The organism is Neobacillus sp. PS3-34 (genome assembly GCF_030915465.1).
Classification (GTDB): Bacteria; Bacillota; Bacilli; order Bacillales; family Cytobacillaceae; genus Neobacillus_A.
The window spans coordinates 4,593,636-4,614,730 of sequence record NZ_CP133267.1 but is presented as its reverse complement, the minus strand read 5'-3'; the positions used below and the strand labels follow the sequence as shown (position 1 = coordinate 4,614,730).

At 36.7% G+C, this 21,095-nt stretch carries 18 protein-coding genes and 2 pseudogenes; 18 read left to right on the top strand and 2 right to left on the bottom strand.

Annotated features, from left to right (window positions below; all coding sequences use genetic code 11):
* Positions 1 to 108 precede the first annotated feature (108 nt).
* A complete protein-coding gene (locus tag RCG23_RS24290; protein ID WP_308177767.1) occupies positions 109 to 957 on the bottom strand; it encodes a phosphotransferase in 849 nt (282 codons plus the stop codon).
* 284 nt (positions 958 to 1,241) lie between these two features.
* Here RCG23_RS24290 and RCG23_RS24285 point away from each other — a divergent pair, with 284 nt between their 5' ends.
* The 10 genes from RCG23_RS24285 (at position 1,242) to RCG23_RS24240 (ending at position 11,175) form a co-directional block, all read left to right on the top strand.
* The gene (locus RCG23_RS24285; RefSeq protein ID WP_308177766.1) at positions 1,242 to 2,234 is read left to right on the top strand and encodes a LacI family DNA-binding transcriptional regulator; all 993 of its coding nucleotides are present in this window, start codon (positions 1,242 to 1,244) and stop codon (positions 2,232 to 2,234) included.
* 19 nt (positions 2,235 to 2,253) lie between these two features.
* A complete protein-coding gene (locus RCG23_RS24280) occupies positions 2,254 to 3,816 on the top strand; it encodes a glycoside hydrolase family 2 protein (RefSeq protein ID WP_308177765.1) in 1,563 nt (520 codons plus the stop codon).
* Positions 3,817 to 3,887: 71 nt separating this feature from the next.
* Complete coding sequence (locus RCG23_RS24275) at positions 3,888 to 4,976, top strand: DUF8488 domain-containing protein (RefSeq protein WP_308177764.1); 1,089 nt, start codon at positions 3,888 to 3,890, stop codon at positions 4,974 to 4,976.
* Positions 4,977 to 4,992: 16 nt separating this feature from the next.
* Positions 4,993 to 6,117: a glycoside hydrolase family 172 protein gene (locus tag RCG23_RS24270; RefSeq protein ID WP_308177763.1), complete on the top strand. Its 1,125-nt coding sequence runs from the start codon at positions 4,993 to 4,995 to the stop codon at positions 6,115 to 6,117.
* Positions 6,118 to 6,129: 12 nt separating this feature from the next.
* Entirely contained in the window at positions 6,130 to 6,597 is a 468-nt protein-coding gene (locus tag RCG23_RS24265) for a Gfo/Idh/MocA family protein (RefSeq protein ID WP_308177762.1), read from the top strand.
* A 55-nt stretch (positions 6,598 to 6,652) separates the two neighbouring features.
* Positions 6,653 to 7,210: a Gfo/Idh/MocA family oxidoreductase gene (locus tag RCG23_RS24260; RefSeq protein ID WP_308177761.1), complete on the top strand. Its 558-nt coding sequence runs from the start codon at positions 6,653 to 6,655 to the stop codon at positions 7,208 to 7,210.
* A gap of 20 nt (positions 7,211 to 7,230) precedes the next feature.
* A complete protein-coding gene (rbsK, locus tag RCG23_RS24255) occupies positions 7,231 to 8,154 on the top strand; it encodes a ribokinase (RefSeq protein WP_308177760.1) in 924 nt (307 codons plus the stop codon).
* Between the two features lie 120 nt (positions 8,155 to 8,274).
* Complete coding sequence (rbsD, locus tag RCG23_RS24250) at positions 8,275 to 8,670, top strand: D-ribose pyranase (protein WP_308177759.1); 396 nt, start codon at positions 8,275 to 8,277, stop codon at positions 8,668 to 8,670.
* A 139-nt stretch (positions 8,671 to 8,809) separates the two neighbouring features.
* Positions 8,810 to 9,850: a LacI family DNA-binding transcriptional regulator gene (locus RCG23_RS24245; RefSeq protein ID WP_308177758.1), complete on the top strand. Its 1,041-nt coding sequence runs from the start codon at positions 8,810 to 8,812 to the stop codon at positions 9,848 to 9,850.
* A 155-nt stretch (positions 9,851 to 10,005) separates the two neighbouring features.
* Complete coding sequence (locus RCG23_RS24240) at positions 10,006 to 11,175, top strand: galactokinase (RefSeq protein WP_308177757.1); 1,170 nt, start codon at positions 10,006 to 10,008, stop codon at positions 11,173 to 11,175.
* Positions 11,176 to 11,421: 246 nt separating this feature from the next.
* Here RCG23_RS24240 and RCG23_RS24235 read toward each other — a convergent pair whose 3' ends face one another.
* The gene (locus RCG23_RS24235) at positions 11,422 to 11,982 is read right to left on the bottom strand and encodes an RDD family protein (RefSeq protein ID WP_308177756.1); all 561 of its coding nucleotides are present in this window, start codon (positions 11,980 to 11,982) and stop codon (positions 11,422 to 11,424) included.
* A gap of 669 nt (positions 11,983 to 12,651) precedes the next feature.
* On the opposite strand from RCG23_RS24235, the gene RCG23_RS24230 reads away from it, so the two are divergent.
* From RCG23_RS24230 to RCG23_RS24200, 8 genes and pseudogenes are all read left to right on the top strand, one after another.
* The gene (locus tag RCG23_RS24230; RefSeq protein ID WP_308177755.1) at positions 12,652 to 14,091 is read left to right on the top strand and encodes an ABC transporter substrate-binding protein; all 1,440 of its coding nucleotides are present in this window, start codon (positions 12,652 to 12,654) and stop codon (positions 14,089 to 14,091) included.
* A 90-nt stretch (positions 14,092 to 14,181) separates the two neighbouring features.
* Positions 14,182 to 15,123, top strand: a complete 942-nt coding sequence (locus RCG23_RS24225; protein ID WP_308177754.1) for a carbohydrate ABC transporter permease — start codon at positions 14,182 to 14,184, stop codon at positions 15,121 to 15,123.
* Between the two features lie 18 nt (positions 15,124 to 15,141).
* Positions 15,142 to 16,089, top strand: a complete 948-nt coding sequence (locus tag RCG23_RS24220) for a carbohydrate ABC transporter permease (protein WP_308177753.1) — start codon at positions 15,142 to 15,144, stop codon at positions 16,087 to 16,089.
* A gap of 18 nt (positions 16,090 to 16,107) precedes the next feature.
* On the top strand, positions 16,108 to 16,521 hold the full coding sequence (locus RCG23_RS24215) for a hypothetical protein (protein ID WP_308177752.1): 414 nt from the start codon (positions 16,108 to 16,110) through the stop codon (positions 16,519 to 16,521).
* A 64-nt stretch (positions 16,522 to 16,585) separates the two neighbouring features.
* A complete protein-coding gene (locus RCG23_RS24210) occupies positions 16,586 to 18,019 on the top strand; it encodes a beta-L-arabinofuranosidase domain-containing protein (RefSeq protein ID WP_308180168.1) in 1,434 nt (477 codons plus the stop codon).
* Positions 18,020 to 18,045: 26 nt separating this feature from the next.
* Positions 18,046 to 19,571 (top strand): annotated as a pseudogene (locus tag RCG23_RS24205) (glycoside hydrolase family 127 protein); the annotation flags it as partial.
* Positions 19,572 to 19,580: 9 nt separating this feature from the next.
* Positions 19,581 to 19,958 carry a hypothetical protein gene (locus RCG23_RS26105; RefSeq protein WP_374049872.1) on the top strand — a complete coding sequence of 126 codons (378 nt, stop codon included), beginning with the start codon at positions 19,581 to 19,583 and terminating at the stop codon, positions 19,956 to 19,958.
* Between the two features lie 19 nt (positions 19,959 to 19,977).
* Positions 19,978 to 21,071 (top strand): annotated as a pseudogene (locus RCG23_RS24200) (ABC transporter ATP-binding protein).
* Positions 21,072 to 21,095 lie beyond the last annotated feature (24 nt).

The window sequence follows — 21,095 nt, the reverse complement described above, 5'->3', positions numbered from 1 at the left end:
GTTGGTCGGTGAAACACGATTATAGACATGATTGAAAAACAGCAATCAATTAATAAGGAAACTAAGGCATTCGTCAAAGTACTCGGCGGATGCCTTAGTTTTTTATCCTTATACAATTTCTTTCCAATAACTCCATGCCTCCAAGTACTGTTTTAAATCGTACGGATGGTGCTTAATACAAGAAGCGATCCTGAAGAATAACCCTACCAGTACTTCCTCATATAAGTCTTGTCCGCTTTTCGATTCATTTAGAAGGCTTGCTGCTGATTCAATCGTTTCCTTTGTTAATCCGTCGGGTGTAGAGCAGAAGGCATAGATTAAATCATAAAGCGGTTGACCATAAACGGGTGTAGGATCAATCACGCCACATAGTATATGATCTTCAAATATAAAATTATGGAACCCGAAATCACCGTGCAGAAGGCAGGGAAGACTCTCTGCGTTGTCTGAATGGAGTTTTCCAATGATAGCTCGGACTAATTTTTCATCCTCTGCTGGCAGTGTGTTATCCAGGATTGCACTTGACTCATTTAGCCGTGATAAAAGAAAATCCACCCAGGAAGGGGATAATTCATCTGCCCAGCCCCAACCATTGGGATTTGAAATATGTTCGTATTGGTTGATTACTGAAGTTACAAGTTCCCTCAGTGTCTTCTCTTTATTTTTTGTATTAAACGTGACGGATCCTTCGATGAATGAATACAGCATGAATTTGTGTGATGGATCCACATAATATACCTGAGGCAGTAGCTCGATATTTTGATAATGTTCCAGGAACATAGCCTCAGCTTCAATAACATGCGGTTCATTGGACTTTATCACTCTTTTGGCGCCATCATTGAATTCCAGAAGTACTAATTCACTCACCGTACCTCCGCTTAATGATTTTTCACTCTTTATTTCGTTTGGAATAATACCCTTGTCCATCAATTCCTTAATAGATTCCTTGTCCATCATATTTTCAGCCTTTCTAAACTTTATCCCCTATTAATTCTACGAGCATGTGAATTTTCCTTTTCGAGGGTAAAAGCAAGTGGGGTAAATACACATAGAAGTAACCTAAATTTGGACAAAAATTTAATTATTTTTCATAATAAAATCATCGATACATATAAATTAGAAAATTAAAAATATTTAGCTTTTTCAGTTGTCAATACGAACCTTTAGCATTATAATTGAAAAAAATCCTAATTTTTCTTTTTTTATGCCGGTGTGTAACCGGTTACATATGAGGTGAATGAATGACGACGATAAGAGATGTGGCTAAAATGGCCGGAGTATCAGTAGCAACGGTTTCACGTGTCTTAAATAAAAATGGCTATGTAAACAAGGACACTGAAAATACAGTCATGCAAACGATGAAAGAGCTTAATTTCGAACCAAGCCCTGTGGCAAGGGGCTTAGCTGGAAAAACGATGAAGACAATCTCTTTAATTTTGCCAGATATTTCAAACCCGTTTTTTCCTGAGCTTGCCAGAGCAGTTGAGGATATAGCGCAGCAGCACCAATTTAATGTCTTCCTTTGTAATTCGGATAATCTCGAGAAAAAGGAAAAATCGTATATTGATGTAATGCAGAAAAAGAGTATTGATGGGTTGATTATCGTTTCAAACACGGTTGAGGAGGAGACGATAAAGAAATTACAGAGTTCTAAAATTCCTGTTGTTTTGCTTGACCGCCCATTTACGAATAACAACTGCAGCATCGTTAGAGCGCAAAATACGGAGGGTGCGCAGGTTGCAGTTAAGCATTTATTAGATGTTGGCTGTAAGAAAATAGCTCATATCTCAGGTCCAAAGATTGTAAATCCGGCTCATGAAAGATTAATAGGATATACAGAAATGGTTTCACATTTTGACTGGTTCAATGACTCTTTCATTGAAGAAGGCGGATTTGATATAAAAGGCGGAAGAGAAGCGATGAAAAGACTGCTTATCTCAAATCCCGACATTGATGGGGTTTTTGCCGGCAATGATTTGATGGCTCTTGGTGCATTGAAGGAGTTGCTCCACATGGGTATAAAGGTACCGGAGCAAGTGGCGATTTGCGGGTTTGATGGAATCCAGCTTACCGAATATACAGAGCCTGGTATCACAACGATTGCACAGCCAATCTATGAAATGGGTGCGCTGGCTACCGATGTTTTAATTCAAAAAATAAAAAGAGAACTAAATGAAAATAAAACCTTTGAACTGCCTGTAAAACTCATCATCCGGAAATCAACAAAAAAATAAATTAACTGGGGGATACTTCATGGATAACAAAGTAAATTTATCAGGTGAATGGGATGTCTATGTTAATTTTTCTGAACCAATCGAGAGCAGTAAAGAAATTGCATCAATTAGCGATTGGAACAAAATTTCTGTTCCAGGCTGTTGGGAGCAGACGGACAAAGATAAAAAATCGGATGGCCCAGTGTGGTACCGGAAACGGTTTTCCGTTCCGGAAGACTGGCAAGGGAATGCAATATCCGTTCATTTTGAAGGAGTCAATTATTATTGTGAAGTATGGCTTAATGGAATAAGTATTGGTTTCCATGAGGGTGGTTGGAATGGGTTTGAACTGGATGTAACGAATAACATTGATTTTTCCGAGCAGAATGAATTACTCGTTAAAGTTTACAAACAAGGCGATCGTTTCCCAATTAGGGAATGTCTTGCGGGTTTTTTCCCGGATGTCGGGGTCATTTTTGGTGGGATATGGAAGCCAGTCACGGTTAAATTAATGCCACCTGTTACTTTAGAGGATATTTTTGTAAAACCTGATGTAAAAGAAGGAAAAATAGAAGTTGAATTTGATCTTAAAAATCATTCATTCAAACAACAGGAAATGGAGGTTCAGTTCTCACTTTTTAATCCAAATGGCAGCCTTGAACAAACGATCACAAAAACGTTAACGGTACCTGAAGTTCACCAGCTTACAAATCACTCTATGACTATCAATCTGATGAATGATATTCAGCTTTGGAATCCAGACACACCTCATTTATATACATTGGAAACAAAGGCAGTCCTGGAAGAAAGAGAAATTTTTACTGATCATACAAGGTTTGGTATGAAGAAGGTACATATTGAAGGGGATCATATTTATTTAAACGGAAGCCCTTTATATTTGCGTGGTGTCCTGCATTGGGGCTGGTACTCTGAAACGATTGCGCCAATCCCTACTCGTGAAGAAATTCGTGCAGAACTTACCAAGGTAAAAGAATGCGGATTCAATCTTGTAAAACATTGCTTATATGTTCCTACGAAGGATTATTTTGAAATCGCTGATGAAATGGGAATCTTTATTTGGCAGGAGCTTCCAATGTGGCTGCCGAAGATTTCCGACGAATTTTATAACAGAGTGAATTATCAGTATGAACGGATTATAAAGGAGATTCGTAACCATCCATCTATTATTCTTTGGACTCTCGGTTGTGAGCTTGATCATTCCGTAAATGCGGAGTTTCTCTCGAATCTGTATGAAACGGCCAAAAAATTAACGAATAACGCCATCATTAGAGACAATAGTGGATCTGGAGAATGTTATGGTGGCCTGTTAAAGGAATATGCGGATTTTTATGATTATCATTTTTACAATGATGTTCATTTTTATCGGGATTTAATCAATCAATTCGCAGGCTCCTGGAGAGAGGAAAAACCATGGGTTTTTGGAGAGTTTTGTGACTATGATGTTTTCAGGGATATCGAAAAAGTAAAACAGCAATACAATGGAGAACTTCCTTGGTGGCTAAAAAATGACACCGTCGAAAATCCAGGTTCAATTGAAGAACGCTGGCATTGGTATCGACAGGAAGAAAAAATGGCCTATTAAACCTGCCTTTTTCAGCCCAACAGATAGTCGAAAATGCGAATCACAGCGCTTTTGTTTATAGAAAGGCGGTATTGGAACTGGTTCGGTCCTACCAAAAGGTAACCGGCTATGTATTAACGTCAATCAAAGGGAATCCGATTGCGACAAGTTCTATCTTTGACGATTTCGGAAATCCAAATCATAAACCAACAGCATTTAAACAATTCAATAACGCCACTGTCATTTCCTTAACCTGGGATAATCGCAGAAACTGGGTTAATGGCGGAGACCGTTTAATCAACTGGGATTCTAACAATTACTACTCAAATGACAACTTCAGACCCCACTTATTCATTTCACACTATGATTCTTTCACTCTTAAAAATGCATGCCTGACATGGAAATTGAAAGTCGAAAATGAAGACATGATTGCTTCAGGGGAAATATCCAATATTATTTTAACACCTGGTGAGGCAAAGGAAGCAGGAATAGCCGAGGTCATTTTGCCAGAAGTCACTAAACCAACAAAAATACTGTTAAGTGTTAAACTCAGCGGCGGAACAGCTGAAATCACAAATGAATGGCCGTTTTGGATTTTTCCTAAGGAGCTTCTCAAACCAGTGAGCTCACAAATTCTCATCAATGATCCCTTACATCTTCTCTCAGGACTTGAAAAAATATATAGTGATTTAGCGCATTCTTCAGTTGAAGATGAAAATTCTTCAAAACCAAAAGTGATCGTCACCTCTTTACTGCAGTCACATCACTATGAATATATGAAGCAAGGTGGAAAGGTCCTCTATATTCAAAGGGGTGAAGGGGAATTTCCTATCAATAATCTGCCTTTTTGGAGGGAATCCATTCAATTATTCCATTCCCATCTCGTTGTCGATTGCTTTCCACACGAAAATCATACCGGTATGGCACTGTATGGGGTAGCTTCAGATACAGCATTTGATCGCTCGTCTCTTCCAGAGAATAGCCCGTTAATTGACCGCCTTGATGCAAGGACATTTGAGCTGTCTAATTATTTATTCGAAGCTCAAATTGGCGATGGGAAATTAATTGCGACCACTCTCCGCTTTGAGGGCGGATTAGGTGCACAGCCATCTGGTATCAGATATAACCCGGCAGGACTGTATTTATTAGAAAGTATTATTAACTATCTGATAGAAAGCTAAGGGGGATTTGGAATTTATGGGAATGGGATATAGCTCGCTGGCAGATTTGGCCAGGATCAGGAATTGTAAACGCGGAAGAATATCCAGTTATGACCGGACTGGCGGAAATTATGACTGGTATGAAATTGCCGCAGGAGAAACGAGGATAATCGCCGACATTCAAGGGGCAGGTTCCATTCGGCATATTTGGTGTACGATGTTCCCGCCTTCTGGAGAAGAATTCTTTCTCCGGAAGGTGCTAATTCGGATGTTTTGGGACGGTGAAGAACATCCAAGCGTTGAAGTGCCGATTGGTGATTTTTTTGGAATAGGCCATGGGATGAGCAAGGATTTTTGGTCCCTGCCGCTTGTCATGGGGCCAGATAAAGGGAGAGGGTTTAATAGCTTCTTTTCCATGCCGTATTCATCAGCCGCCAAAATTGAAATCGTGAATGAATGTGAATCACAGCTTAATTTTTATTTTTATATCGATTATGAAGAATATGAAAAGCTGGAGGACAATATTGGTCGCTTTCATGCCCAATGGAGAAGAGAAAATGCCACGGGTACATGGGGGGCGGAAATGCCTCTTCAAGAACCGCTTGGGGCGACAAAAGAGGGGCAGCAATATTTATTTGATGTCCTTTGGAAGCAGCCGAATTTAACGGGTGAGGATAATTATATTATCCTGGAAGCTGAAGGCAAGGGGCATTATGTAGGCTGTAATTTAAATATTGACTGTTTTGCCCAGGAGAAAAATAACTGGTACGGAGAGGGCGATGACATGATCTTTATCGATGGTGAAAAGATGCCCTCCATCCATGGAACAGGAACAGAGGATTACTTTAATACGGCTTTTTGCCCGAGAGATGAATTTTGCACTCCATACTTCGGGATTAACTTAAATTCCGGAGATGAAGATAACCCTTGGCGAGGAAAAAATTCCATGTACCGTTTTCATATTGAAGACCCGATTCAATTTTCAAAATCAATCAAGGTAACGATTGAACACGGCCATGCAAATAAATTGATGAATGATTATTCGAGCACTGCTTACTGGTATCAGCTCGAACCGCATAAAAAATTTCCTGATATGCTGCCAATGAAGGATCGGCTTCCACGGAAATATAAAAAGCAAATCAGCTTGGTCGAAGAAAAGTAGGAAGGTGATGAAATGGAAGGGCACGCCCGCCATACGAAAATTGGAAAAAGCTTCGGAATCGGAGTAGTCGGCTTAGGGGAAGGAAAAGGCTTAGTTAAGGGACTGCACGGACATCCTGATTTATCCGTTGTTGCCGTTTGCGATGTAAACGGAGAATTAGTAAAAAAGATTCAAAATGAATACGCAGTTCCTTATGGATACACGCTTCTTGAAGAAATGGTGGATCGTGACGATGTCGACATCATTGCGATTTATACCCCGGATCAGCTTCATATTCAACATATAAAAATAGCCTTTGAAGCGGGTAAACATGTGATTTGTACGAAACCGCTCGTTAACTCCTTAGCAGAAGCGAGAGAAATCCTTGAACTTACAAATGCATATCCAGATAATCAACTGCTTGTTGGACAAAGCTCAAGATTCTTTGGCGTATGCAGCACCAAAGAAGGGCATTCGAAAGCGGTAAACTTGGTGAGTTAAGCTATGTAGAAACGCAATATGTCCATGACATGAGATGGTTTTATAACAACCGTCCTTGGCCCGTGAAGGAGATTTCGATCTATTATTTGCTTGTTGTTCACATCCAGTTGATTTAATCCGATGGTATATGGGTGATGTTGAGGAAGTTTTCGCTTATGCCAGTCAATCTCTGATCGGGGGGCAGGCTCAATTTCAGGGAAACGATACCTTTGTGATCAATTTGAAATTTGAATCCGGTAGAATTGGAAGAGTACTAGGCTTGTATGGCCTAGAGCATCCCCATCATAATCGTCCATGGATTGAAGTAGGTGTTTATGGTACTAAGGGAACCTTTATTGCTAAATACCCGCAATTAGAAGCAATTGTAAAATATGAGGGAGAGCCAGAACGGGTAGAGTCCTATTTTGAGGATATCTATCATTATTTTCAATTTGAAGGAATTAACCACCACGCCGGCGAGTTTGTGAATTATACCGAGTATTTTGCCCGATGCTTAGTTAACAATGAAAAGGCGTATCCCGATGTAATTGATGGTGGAAAAACAATCGCGGTATTAGAGGCCATTCGGGAATCCATTCATACTGGAGTGCCAGTTAAGGTAGAAAAAATATAGAGATAAAAGGGCTGTTTACCATGCAGAATCAAAAACTACTAGTCGTTGGCAGTATTAATATGGATATTTTTACGTATGTTGAGAATCATCCAAAACCTGGAGAAACCTTAAAAAGTGAAAAAGTAATGTACAGCAGTGGAGGTAAGGGGGCAAACCAGGCAGTTGCAGCTTCCCTATCAGGCGGTGATGTTTATATACTGGGTGCTGTAGGGAGCGATGCGTTTCAGCTTCCCCTTGTTCAATCATTAAAAGAAAATAATGTGAACGTTGATTATGTGTTGGAAAAGGACACGAATTCGGGTTTTGCCTTTATTACGGTTGATAAGCAGGGAGAAAATCATATTATATTATCCGAAGGCGCGAATGGGAAAATTGACAAAAGAGATATAGAAACAGTCCTTTTTACAGCCATTACCCCTGCAGCAGTTTTACTTCAAAATGAAATCGCATGGGAAGCCACTAAATATGTAATGGAGCTGGCAAAAAAGCAAGACATCCCTGTCTATTACAACGCAGCTCCGGCTCAACAAATATCAGAAGAAATATTTCCGTATATCAATGTGTTAATTGTGAATGAAATAGAATTATCCACTTTATCTGGAAAGGTAATTCAGAACAAAGAGGATATAAGTTTGGCATTGGATTACCTCATGAACAAGGGAATAAATGAGGTCATTGTTACATTAGGGAAGGATGGCAGCCTTTATAGAAATAAGGCGGGGCAAAGCTATTTCACACCAGCATATAGAGTCGAATCGGTAGATACTACCGCTGCAGGAGATACCTTTGTAGGTGTATATTTTACAAAGGTCCTGACCGGATTTTCAGTTGAGCAGGCATTAAAATATGCCACTGCCGCTTCAGCAATTACTGTAACCCGATATGGTGCGCAAATTTCTATACCTTCACTTAATGAAGTTGAAGCATTTTTGTCTAAAAACTAGGTATAATATCTTAATATTTAAAAGATTACAAAAATAAAAAGGGGATCCGTTACATATCATAAAAAAGTCTTTCTATTTAGCGAGAGAATGGAATAATACTTATTTTTTAGAGGAGGCATTATGAAAAAGAATGGGATTCTAAACAGTGAAATCGCCAGCGTCATGGCAAAAATGGGACATACGGATTACATTGTCATTGCGGATTGCGGACTGCCCATCCCTGATGGAATAAAACGGATTGACCTGGCTTTAACAATAGGAAAACCATCCTTTTCTGATGTTTTAAGGATTGTATTAAATGACTTTATTGCTGAAAAAGCCACGTTAGCAATGGAGATAAAACAGCATAATTCTGAGATTCTTAAAGAAATAGAGGAATTAATGCCGCTCGAAATGCTGGAGTTCGTATCGCATGAAGAATTTAAAAATGTAACAAAAGCGGCTAAAGCGGTTATTCGGACAGGTGAAGCCACTCCATATGCAAATATCATTTTGCATAGCGGAGTTATTTTTTAACCTTACACCAGAAAAATTTTGAACCTGTTGTATTATTTAGAAATTTATTATACTATAAAATGGAAATCCTTTTCTAATGTCTAATAAGATAATTTTAGATACTTATAATAATTAGTCTTCGTGCCTGGAGGTGAAATTGGTGTTAAAGAATGATACAGGAATTGCAACTATAAACGATGTAGCTTCTGAAGCGGGGGTATCAATCACTACTGTATCTAGGGTAATGAATAACAATTATCCTGTTAAAAAAGATACTAGAGAAAGAGTTGAAAGAGCTATTGAAAAGCTTAACTACAAGCCCAATATAATTGCTCGAGGCCTTATTATGAAGAAAACATCTGTTATAGGAGTAATTGTCCCTGGTTTAACAAATCTTTTCTTTCCAACGATTGTTGAAGCCATAGAAAAGGTAACAAGAAGTAAAGGATATACAATATTTTTAAACAATACATCGGGTAATGGACAACTGGAAAGAGAATTAACTGATAAAATGATATCAATGCAGGTAGATGGGATAATTGTAATAGATCCAGCTCCGGAAAATTTGGATAATGGATTTTATATTGAAGCATCATCTGAACTGCCTATAATAATTGTAAATGCAAATTCATCTAGAAATGATTTGAATTTTATAAGTTATAATGAAGAAATCGGAACTTTAGAAGCTTTTGAATATCTTATTAAGCTAGGGCATGAAAAAATTACTTTTCTTAGAGGGGAAAGCAGCTTTTCCTATGATTTGAAGGAGAAAATCTATTTAAATATTTTAGATAATTACAAATTTAAATATAAAGAAATCGTAAGAGTACGTCATGGCAACGTTATAGAAGGTACCACTGAAACAGAGGAGAAGATAGAGAAGCTTCTTTTATCTGAACGAAGGCCAACAGCTATTTTTGCATGCAATGACCTTATGGCTATCGGTGTAATAGGTGCCTGTAGAAATGTTGGATTAAAGGTACCTGAGGATATTTCTGTTATCGGTTTTGATAATACCCTTTTATCACAAATTGCCTATCCAAAGATTACAACAGTTGATTTGAAAATGGAGTCAGTTGGTAGAAAAGCAGCAGAAAAAATGTTAAATCTGATAGAAGATGAAGACTCCTACAAAATAAAAATAGTCTTAGACACAAGCTTAGTAATCAGGGAAAGCTGTGGAAAGGCAAAAAATATATAATGATTTCAAACAAACATATTTATATAGACAATTGATTTTGAAAGGGTTAAAGTAGAAATAGAAAACGCTTTCTAAATCAATTGTCTTTTTTAAAAAGAAAACGTTTTCTATAATGGTGGAATTTTATTATACATTCGTTATAGGAGTGCTATTTTATGAGAGAAAAATTGAAAAAGGATTTTGAAGAGGTCTTTGAAAACTCAGAGAATGTAGAATTTTACTTCGCACCAGGACGCGTTAACCTCATTGGAGAGCATACAGATTATAACGGAGGTCATGTGTTCCCATGCGCAATAAGCCTTGGAACTTATGCAGCAGCAAGAAAAACAAATGACAACATAATAAAATTGTATTCGAAAAACTTTCATGACTTCGGTGTTGTTGAAGTTAGCTTAGATGAACTAGATTATGATAAAAAACATGATTGGGCTAATTATCCAAAGGGAATTATTTGGACCTTAAAAAAAGCTGGTCACAAATTTGATAGTGGTTTTGAAGTATTGTTTTATGGCGATCTCCCTAATGGTGCAGGATTATCATCTTCAGCATCCATAGAAATGGTTACAGCTGTTCTTCTTAAAGATCTATATAACTTGAATATCGATATGCTGGATATGATAAAGCTTTCCCAAGCGACAGAAAATAACTATATCGGAGTTAATTGTGGAATAATGGATCAATTCATTATTGGAATGGGGAAGAAAAATCACGCAGTTCTGCTTGATACAACTACACTTAACTTTGAGTATGCAGAAATTAAACTAGATAAAGCCTCTATCGTTATTGCTAATACAAATAAACGAAGAGGACTTTCTGATTCTAAATATAATGAAAGAAGAAGACAGTGTGAAGACGGATTAGAAAATATAAAAAGATATATTGATGTCAAATCCCTTGGGGAACTAAATGAAGAAACCTATGAATATATAAAAGATCATATTACGGATGTGATCAATAGAAAACGTGTAAAACATGCAGTATATGAAAATAGAAGAACCTTAAAAGCTATAAAGGCACTTAAGAATGGTGAAGTTGATAAGTTTGGAAGACTTATGAATGAGTCACATATCTCCCTTAGAGATGATTATGAAGTTACTGGAGTTGAACTTGATACATTAGTTGAGCTTGCCTGGAGCAAAAACGGAGTAATAGGTTCAAGAATGACTGGAGCAGGTTTTGGTGGTTGCACTTTAAGTATAGTTGATGATGATTGCATCGAAAATTTTATACATGTTGTCGAAAAAGAATATAAAGAAAAAATAGGATATAAACCTAGCTTTTATGTTGCTAAAATCGTTGATGGTGCAAGTAAATTAACATCATAAAAGTAAACTGTTGGGATGATGAAAATTTAAATGTTTGAATGAGAAGGTAATATAGGGAGAATAGAAAATACGATAGAAAATGTTCGATATGACTTGTTAAGTACGACTAAAATATTCAGAACATTCTGGTTAATATACCGAATAAATTTTTTCAATTTTATAAGATAAGATAGGGAATGTGAAGATATTTAAATATTGTAATAAAAAGCAAGGTACACACTATGGGTGTACCTTGCTTTCATTAATTTAATGTTCTTTTTCAACAACTTTTGTTTTAGAAACGAGATCATGGAGACTTAAATGTTTCGTACTATTAACTAGCATAGTAAAAGAAAGAAACATAACCCATGGCAGACTAATGAGATACCAGAGAATAAAATACATAGGGCTTTTATTAATATTTATTAGTAGATTATCTAAGAGGCCAGTAGGCAACAGAATTAATAATATCCATAGGTTTATTTTTTCTATAAATACTTTTCCGAGTATCTCACGATTAAGTAGAGACATAAGGTCAAGTCTTTCATCGTTAGAGCAGATCATATGTATTTTCATTATTTTTTTTCCGATCGTTTGACCCTTGAAAATAAAGTTAGAAAAAATTATCGAATAAAAGGAAAATAATATTCCATTAATAATACTATTTTTAATTTGCATTTCTACATCTAAAGCTGCCACATTATATAGAAATGCTTTTCTAAAGAAAAAGACAAGTAAATAAATAAGTAAGGTATCAATCATATAAGCAATGATTCTTTTAGAAACTTTAGCAGTTATAAAACGATCAAGATCATTTATTTTATTCATTCACATCATACCTCAAATATTATATTTATGATTTTCAAAAGAGTAGCAGAACTAACACAAATGACAGATGTAGTGGGAGTTTTTTATCCTTTTATCAAGTTTTTATGTTTATGTAAAATCTAAAAATGTAATACCTTTACCAAATACTATATCATAGCCCAATTTAAAGATATATATTTTTAGAATATTAAATAATTTAAAGGTCTTTTATTCAAATGTAAATTTTCTAAAGAATTCAATTTTTCCGTCAATTCATCTTGACACAAGACGAGAATAGTATTAATCTAACTTTAAAGAGAAAACGTTTGCTATAAGCTTTATAAACTATTCCCAAGTGAAAATGGAGTTTATTTTAAAAGCTTAGTATTTGTCAAAGATCAATAAAAATTATTGAAAATAAGAAGGGTGGTGTTAATAACAGTTATTGTCCGTATAGTATGATTTCCATGTCATCTTAAGAAAAAAAGAAGCACATCTAGTTAAGTATCTGGATTATGATTCTGTAAAGCTTTCCTTTTATTAAATTTTTCATAATTTGAATAATTGCAAGCGCATTCATAATCAATTAGATACCGAACATCACAAGAACTAGTTTATCGAGCACGTCAGTCAGCTAAGGAGATCACTTTTTCTATCCAAAATATTGACTCAGGTGCAGGGGGTTAAGTGATGAATAAAGTAGTAAAACGAATTGCTATTTTAATGATGAGTATTCTATTAGTAGTTGGTTTGTTCGGCTGTTCTAACAATACAAGTGGAAAAGCGGATTCAAAAGGAAAAAAACCAAAAGAAATTAAATTAACCTATCAATATTGGGATTTGATTCCTGAACAGGAGAAACTATTTGCAAAATTCTCTGAAGAGTATAAAAAGAAAACAGGAATCAATGTAACCATCGACGGTCAATATATTTCTGATGCAGGTTGGGAAGACACTTTAAAGACCCAGGTAGCAGCAGGCGGGGGTCCTGATGTATTCCATTTAGACTTAGGCTTGGCTTCTTCCTGGCGAGACGCTGTCATTCAACCATTAAGTCCATATTATAAAAAAGATTTCTGGAATCAATTCATACCATCGACAATAAAAGTATGGAAATTTGATAATAATTACTATGCAGTTCCAAACTCATTCTCAGTTGTCGACTTTTTATATAATAAGGAAATGTTAAAGAATGCCGGGGTTAATGTAGACAGCTCCACCAGATGGACCCTTGCTGATTTTGAAAGTGCTATGCAAAAAATTCATGATACCTACAAAGGGAAGACTGTAAAGTATGAGGATGGAAAAGAATATCCATATTATACAGTTGGATCAGCCTCCCTTATGTATTGGTGGTGGCTGTTCTGGAGCTATGGTGGAGAATCACTTAATAAAACAAACAATATTGCTCAAAAGGAATATGTTGACGCGATTATGAAAATTGCAGACTATGCCGATAAAGGCTGGGTTACAAACGCTGCTGATGTCCTGCCTGGAAAGGTAACGATTGCATTTAGTTCAGCTGCTAACGTAGCACTCTATCCTACTGGCGACTGGACTCCAACCACCTTCTACCGGAAGGATAAAGGGATTGGGGAAGCAAGAGTACCGCAAAAGGTTGATTATGGCTCATTAGTAGTTCCTTTAGGTGATGATGGTAAACCACATGCAGAAATGTACAACCAAGGCGTAGTGATGAATAAAAATTTAGATGGTTGGAAAGCAGATGCTGCAGCTAATTTTATTAAGTACATGACGACAACAGATGCATGGATGGGTGCCCGAGGTCCAGAAGTAGGTGGACTTGGAATACCTGCTCGTAAGGAATGGGCTGAAAAATATGCGAAATCATGGTTTGAAAAACCAGAAGAACGAGATGCATTTGTTTGGACAGCTAACAACGGTGTGATTACATCATCAGACTACCATGTAAGCGGCGTTGATATGTATACACCAGTTCAAGACGCATTAACTCTAGCATACAATGAAGCTGCTAAGCCTGGTGCACTTGACATGGAAGCAGTTCGCAAGCAAGTCATTGCAAAACTGGAAGAAGGTCAAAAGTCATTGAATACTCAGCTTCAAGAGAATGATATAAAGCTGGATAATCCTAAAGCTGCGGTAAAATAATTTAATTCTTAAATAAATCCATAAAGGAGGCTAATTTTTAGTCTCCTTTATGGATTTAAAATAAGCTTTAGCTAGAAAGAGGTGAAGTACATGTCATTAAAAAAGAAAAAACGAAAACTCACAAAATTAGAACGTTCTGATTATGCGATAGGCTACATCTTTATGGCACCATCGATTATCTATCTCATATTTTGGACCATTTTGCCAATCTTAGTCGCTTTTTTTGTATCTTTTACCAATTATGATATGCTTCGTCATGATATTTTGCATCCGTTTAACGGCAAAATAAAGTTTGTGGGTATAGACAACTACATAATGGCACTGAAGAATCCTATTTTTCAGAAAGCTGTTTATCAAACCATGTACTATTCGCTTGGTGCGGTCATCTTAACTACCTTTGTGGGACTTACACTTGCACTAATTGCACACAATGCAAAGGGAAAAAATTTGTTCCGAATTGCTTATTATATTCCAACTGTTACAGCCATTGCGGCATTAGTCATTATTTTTGATGGTATGTTTAGACCGGCTACCCCTGTAACTGAATTCTTATCCTATTTCGGCATTCCTTCGGTTCAATGGCGTGAAGATCCAAGGTTTACGATGCCCTTGGCTATCATTATGTCAGTTTGGTCTGGTGCCGGTTATTCCATGCTTATTTATCTGGCGGGGCTTCAAGAAATATCCAATGATGTTTATGAAGCGGCATCATTAGATGGAGCTTCAAGAATTAAACAGTTTTTACATATTACTTTTCCACTTCTTAATAATAAGACTTTCTTCCTGATGGCAACTGGTTTCATAGGTGCCCTGCAGGTATATGATATTGCTCAAATGCTATCGGAATATGGTGATGCACCGTCGACCGGGGGATCGAATGGCTCCCTTTGGACCGTTGTTTACTATGTTTATTATGTAGGATGGACACAAAGTAAAATGGGACGGGCAGCGGCTATTTCCTTCTTGCTCCTTATCATTATCATGGCCTTTACATTTATTCAAAGGAAAATATTTAAGGATCAGACCTATTAATAAAGGCAGGTGAAAAAAATGAATTTAAGTAATACCAAGGTGGATAATGACCAATTAAATAATGTTCAGCAATTAACGAAAAAATCCTATAAACCTAAAATAAACCCTCATAAAAAATCGAAAATCATTTATCAAACGGTCACCATTATATTCACCCTGATCGCAATAATCTTTGCCATTCTTACGTTATATCCCTTTATCTTCTCGGTCATTGCATCATTACGGAAGGGACTTGATGTTTATTCATCGGGCTGGAGTTTTTCAGATTTAACCTTATATTCCTATAAAAAGATCATTTTTGGATTTAGTGATGAAGAATCCGTCAAATTGACTACTTGGCTATTAAATACAGCATTTGTATCGATTGTTACCACTCTATTAACTCTGCTGGTATCTGCTCTAGGAGGTTATGCACTAGCACGAATCGAATTCCCGGGTAAAAAAACGTGGTTTGCTCTTATTCTTGGAGTCATGATGATACCGGGGCAGATTACTCTTATTCCAAAATATATTATGATTGCTAATTTCTTTGGATGGACGAATAGTTATACAGGTTTGATTGTACCCTTCATCTTTTCTGCCTATTTCACCTTTATGATGCGGCAATTTTTCTTATCCTTTCCAAAAGAGGTAGAGGAAGCGGCGATTTTAGATGGAATGAGCCGCATGGGTGTCTTCTTTAATATGGTGCTGCCCCTATCGAAAGCGCCGATGCTTGCTGCAGGAATCTTAATATTTATGGGTTCATGGGGATCATATTTATGGCCGAAAATTTTGATTAGTAAAATGCCGATGTATCTCATCTCTCAGGGGATGACCGTTATGATGGGAGGAAGATATACTTCAACTCCTTCTGTTCAAATGGCAACGGCTATTGTATCCACTCTGCCGCTCATTTTATTATTTGTTATCTTCCAAAAACACTTTATGGGATCCATTGCAAAAACAGGAACTAAGGGTGTATAGAAAAGGAGTAAAACAGATATGAATCATTTATCGGAGAATAAGCTTAAAACGTTAGAATACTCCTCCATAAGACCAAAAGGGTGGATTCTTGACCAGCTTCAGCTTCAAATGGACGGAATAACAAAGGACCTGGATAATTATTGGGGATCTGTGGGTTCTTATTCAGACTGGATAGGCGGAACGGATAATAGCTGGGAAAGACCACCATATTGGTTAGATGGGCTGGTCCCCCTATCCTATCTTTTGCAAGACGAACAGGCAATTGAAAAGTCCAAGAAATGGATTAATTGGAGCTTAAACAGCCAAAAAGATAACGGAGATTTTCGCCAACCTATCGAAAAACAGACTTTGATGAAACGCTGTTTTGGCCTAAATTTGTCATGCTTAAAGTGTTTATTTCTTATTATGAGTCAACGAATGACCCAAGGGTAATACCCTTTATGACGAAATACTTTAAATTCTCCTTAGAAAAGTTAAATGAGTACAAAATGAATGGCTGGGCGGAGGCCGCGGGGGAGACTTCGCGTATTCAATCCTTTGGCTCTATGAAAAAACGAAGGAAGAATTTTTACTGGAATTATTAACAAAGATTAATGATCAAACATTAGCATGGGGCCAAATATTTAAAAGTTTCCCATTTACACAGCCAACAGATTTTTATTATAAATGGGATAAATTAATGGAAAATACAACTAGGACTTCCTTATACAGTGTCATGAAATATCATCATACCCATATCGTGAATGTGGCCATGGCAATTAAACAGCCTCTGATGAAATATAGAGAAACAGGTGAAAAATCCTATCTTGACTCTATTTATGAAGGGATCCAATCCCTATCAAAATATCACGGGCAAGCAGCAGGAATTTTTTCTGGGGATGAGCATTTAAGCGGAACGAATCCCACACAGGGTACAGAGCTTTGTTCAGTTGTTGAATACATGTTTTCTCTGCAGCTCTTGCTTGAAGCAACAGGGGACTCTCACTTTGCAGATTTACTGGAAAGGGTTGCATATAATGCCCTGCCGGCTACGATTAGTGAAGATTTTAAAGCACATCAATATGATCAGCAAGCCAATCAAGTACTTGTCACTCATGCTAAACGCAATTGGTATAACAATGAAGATGATTCTAATTTGTTTGGGTTTGAGCCTAACTTTGGGTGCTGTTTAGCAAATATGCACCAGGGCTGGCCAAAATTCACAAAGAATGCCTTTCTGGTTGGAGAAAATAGTATTCATGCAGCCGTCTATATGCCGGCAGATGCCCATGTAGAGTTAAATGGCGAGAAGATAACCATTATCTCTACAACTGAATATCCATTTAATAGGAAAGTGGATTTTATGTTTAAAATCAATATACCTAAGGAATTTAAGTTCCATTTAAGGATTCCTGGATGGTGTAATCAATACAAAATATTAGTAAACAATGAACCTGCAGATTTAAAAGATAATAACGGTTGGGCAGTATTAGATAGAAAGTTTTTTAATGAAGACAAGGTATCTATAAACTTTGAAATGCCAGTTTCTATAAAAAAAGGTTGGTATAACAATAGTGTAACTGTAGAACGTGGACCCTTGGTTTTCGGGCTAAAAATTAAAGAAAACTGGAAAAAGCTCGGTAGAGGAATTAGTGATTACCCTTATTATGAGATATATCCAGAATCTCCATGGAATTTCGCATTAGATTTAAATAAAGAATTGAAAATAGAAGAAACAGGAATTAAATCTAAGCAGGCATTTAGTTATGATAATCCTCCAGTGCGAATTTTTGCAAAAGCCTATTCTGCTCCATCTTGGGGACTTGAAAATAACTCGGCAGGAGAGCTTCCTTTATCCCCCATAGTAAGTGTAGGAGATGAAGAAAATGTGGAATTAATACCATATGGATGTGCTAAGTTACGAATATCTCTGTTCCCATGGATAGAATAAATAGACCAATATAGGGGGCATATTGTATGACAAAGATTGTTCAAAGCACTGAAAATGTATGTAAGGCAATCCCGTTTACAGATGTAAAGATTGATTCCCTATTCTGGAATCCAGTACTAGAAACGCATCACAGAGTCACAGTTCATACTGTTGTGAATCGTTGTACTGAGACAAACAGGGTAGAGAATTTTATAAAATCAGGCAAGTATTTAAAAATGGGAATAGATAAACCCCTTCCGATAGAGTTAGAGTTTGAAGGTCGTTTTTATGATGATTCTGATGTTTATAAAGCTATAGAGGGTGGAGCCTATTCGCTTATGCAATATAATGATGCGGAGCTTGAAGAAAAGTTAGACACAATCATTGATGCAATTGAAGAAGCTCAATGGTCCGATGGGTATCTTATGACCTTTTATACAATTGATCCTGAGAAAAAAGGGCAAAGATGGACGGATATGGACAAACATGAAATGTATTGCGGCGGACATTTGATTGAGGCTGCGATTGCTTATTACTATGCAACAGGAAAAGATAAGCTTTTAACTATTTCTAAAAAATTGGTTGACCATTGGATGGATGTATTTGGCATGGAAAAAGACATTGGGTACCAGGACACCAAGAGGTGGAACTAGCCTTAGTAAAGCTATATGAGCTGACACAGGATAGAAGATATTTAGATTTTGCTTTGTGGCTTTTGACGGAACGAGGAAAAGGTCACTATGAAAGTGAGGGACGTCCATATTTAGATAAGGACGAATTGTTTTACAAACGTGAGTATCATCAGGATCATCTTCCTGTTGAAGAACAATCCTTTGTATGCGGCCATGCTGTCAGGGCAATGTACATGTATACCGGTATGGCTGATGTTGCTAAATATTTTAATAAAGAAGATTATATGAAAGCCCTAACGAAGATTTGGGAAAATATTGTTTATAAAAACATGTATGTTACGGGCGGTATTGGGTCAAGTAAAGAAAATGAGGGTTTTACTGAGGATTTTGATCTGCCTAACCTTTCAGCCTATGCAGAAACTTGTGCAGCAATTGGGATGGTATTTTTTAATCATCGTATGAATTTGCTGTACGAAGACGGTAAATACGCAGATATCATCGAGAGGGAAATATATAATGGTGTTTTATCTGGAATATCCTTAAGCGGCGATAAATTCTTTTATGTAAATCCACTTGAATCAGAGGGGAAGCCCTTTGAAGAAGGGGGGCATAGAAGAAGACAGGAATGGTTCAAAACATCGTGCTGCCCAACAAATTTAGCTAGATTTCTGCCTTGTATTTCAGAATATGTTTACGCACAGAAAAATGAAAAGATCTTTATCAATCAATATATAGGCTCTACGGGCAGTATTAATATAGCGGGTACAAATCTTAATATTGGTCAAGAAACAAACTTCCCCTGGGATGGAGAAGTTAAGGTTAAACTAAAGACTGACAAAAAGGTAAATGCAACTATATGCTTTAGAATACCAGAATGGTGTGAAGAATACTCCTACCAATATAGTGGAAATCTTAAATCAGGTATTGGATTGAATAAGGGATATATTCACATGAATATGGAAATAGACGGAGAAGAAACGTTAAAGATAAATTTTGAGATGAAGGTAAAAAAGGTACATATGGATCCTCGAGTTAAAGAAAATCAAGGGAAAATAGCCTTGCAAAGAGGACCTGTTGTTTATTCATTTGAAGAAATAGATAACCCTGATGGAATCGATAATATATTAATAGGAAGAGATACACAGTTTTATAACGAGTGGAATCCTGACTTACTTAATGGAATGATCATGCTAAAGGTCAGAAATGCTGAAAAAGAATGGCGCGCTATTCCCTATTTTGCATGGGATAATAGGGACCTGGGAAAAATGAGAGTATTTGTTAAAGAGTTAATCGACAATACTCGAAGCGTAGAATATAAACCTAGTTAACTTAAGAGAGGTGACATTGATGGCAAAAATTATTATGAAAGATCTTTGTAAAAGCTATGATGGAGAATATCAAGCAGTTAATAACGTAAATCTTGAAGTTAAGGATAATGAGTTTTGTGTATTGCTGGGACCATCCGGATGTGGTAAAACAACTTTACTAAGAATGATAGCAGGCTAGAATCGATTACAGATGGGGATTTATATCTTGATGAATTCCATATGAATGAGGTTTTACCTAAGGACCGTGATATTGCGATGGTATTTCAATCATATGCCTTATATCCGCATATGACAGTTTATAAAAATATGTCTTTTGGGTTAAAGATGAAAAAAATTAGTAAAGAGGAAATCCATAATCGTATATCAAATGCGGCTAGTTATCTAGGACTTGAAGAATATTTAGACCGTAAACCACGTGCATTATCAGGAGGTCAGCAGCAGCGGGTTTCCCTTGGCAGGGCATTAGTTAAAAGACCAAAGGTTTTTTTAATGGATGAGCCCCTTTCAAATTTGGATGCAAAGCTAAGACATCAAACCCGTGAAACCATAGTGAAAATTCACAAGGATGCAGATGCTACAACCATTTATGTTACCCATGATCAGGTAGAAGCAATGACAATGGGTACTAAAATAGTTGTTATGAAATCAGGAGTAATACAACAAATAGGAACTCCTGAGGAAATATATGAAAAACCCACAAATAAATTTGTTGCCGGCTTTATCGGCTCACCTGCAATTAACTTTGTGGATGGATTGGTAGCAAATGGTTATTTGGATACGAAGTTAGGAACATTCAAGATAACAGACGAACAGGTAAAGAAATTAACGGGTTATGAAAATAAAAAGGTAGTAGTAGGTATAAGACCGGAGCATTTATTAACAGAAGATGATCCTAAATATGAAGTAATGTCTGGCACTGATATGGAGATAAAAGCTGATTTTATTGAAAGATTAGGATCGGAAGCTATTATAAATGGATATGTAAATGGTGAAAAAATCGTTTCGAAAATTCGTTATACTAAACCAATTCATTCTGACGATACGATTAATGTGCGTATAGATATTGATCATTTACATTTCTTTGACAATGAGACTGAACAAGTAATTGGATAGATTTTTAATAGACATAGAAGCCAC